The sequence below is a fragment of the Actinomadura sp. NBRC 104412 genome (genome assembly GCF_030269515.1).
Classification (GTDB): domain Bacteria; phylum Actinomycetota; class Actinomycetes; order Streptosporangiales; family Streptosporangiaceae; genus Spirillospora.
In genome coordinates this window covers 3,343-4,758 of the sequence record NZ_BSTM01000067.1, presented here as the reverse complement: position 1 = coordinate 4,758, position 1,416 = coordinate 3,343, and the positions used below count along the sequence as shown (strand labels likewise).

General features: G+C 59.5%; 1 rRNA gene (only partly in view). It reads right to left on the bottom strand.

Going from position 1 to position 1,416, the window contains the following annotated elements:
- A 23S ribosomal RNA gene (locus QSK21_RS35575) occupies nt 1–1,416 on the bottom strand; its annotated part runs 1,430 nt beyond the window's last position; the annotation flags it as partial.

Sequence of the window (1,416 nt, the reverse complement as noted above, 5' to 3'; positions counted from 1 at the left end):
AACAGGGCAGGAGGGAGAACTCATCTCGAGGAAGGCTTCCCGCTTAGATGCTTTCAGCGGTTATCCCGACCGAACGTAGCCAACCAGCCATGCCCCTGGCGGGACAACTGGCACACCAGAGGTCCGTCCGTCCCGGTCCTCTCGTACTAGGAACAGACCCTCTCAATTCTCCTACGCGCGCAGCGGATAGGGACCGAACTGTCTCGCGACGTTCTAAACCCAGCTCGCGTGCCGCTTTAATGGGCGAACAGCCCAACCCTTGGGACCTACTCCAGCCCCAGGATGCGACGAGCCGACATCGAGGTGCCAAACCATCCCGTCGATATGGACTCTTGGGGAAGATCAGCCTGTTATCCCCGGGGTACCTTTTAGCCGTTGAGCGACACCGCTTCCACACGCCGGCGCCGGATCACTAGGCCCTGCTTTCGCACCTGCTCGACACGTCCGTCTCACAGTCAAGCTCCCTTATGCCCTTACACTCACCACCTGATTACCAACCAGGCCGAGGGAACCTTTGGGCGCCTCCGTTACCCTTTAGGAGGCAACCGCCCCAGTTAAACTACCCACCAGGCACTGTCCCCCACCCGGATCCACGGGCGCGGGTTAGACGCTCAAAACGACCAGAGTGGTATTTCACCAACGACTCCACGATGACTGGCGTCACCGCCTCACAGTCTCCCACCTATCCTACACAAACCGCCCCGAACGCCAATGCCAAGCTATAGTGAAGGTCCCGGGGTCTTTCCGTCCTGCTGCGCGAAACGAGCATCTTTACTCGTACTGCAATTTCACCGGGCCTGTGGTTGAGACAGCGGGGAAGTCGTTACGCCATTCGTGCAGGTCGGAACTTACCCGACAAGGAATTTCGCTACCTTAGGATGGTTATAGTTACCACCGCCGTTTACCGGCGCTTAGATTCTCAGCCCCGACCCCCAAAAGGGGGTCTCACCGGTCCTCTTAACGTTCCGGCACCGGGCAGGCGTCAGTCCGTATACAGCGTCTTACGACTTCGCACGGACCTGTGTTTTTAGTAAACAGTCGCTTCCCCCTGGCCACTGCGACCACACCCAGCTCCCCGCGCACAGCGGATCACCAGACATGGCCCCCCTTCTCCCAAAGTTACGGGGGCAATTTGCCGAGTTCCTTAACCACAGTTCACCCGAACGCCTCGGTATTCTCTACCCGACCACCTGAGTCGGTCTAGGGTACGGGCCGCCGGCACACTCACTAGAGGCTTTTCTCGGCAGCATGGGATCACTCACTTCACCTAAAACGGCTCGGCATCACACCTCACCCACAAGCGCCACGGATTTACCAATGGCGCGGGCCACATGCTTACCCCAGGACAACCACCGCCTGGGCTGAGCTACCCTCCTGCGTCACCCCATCGCTCACCTACTACCCCCTCGGGCCGAC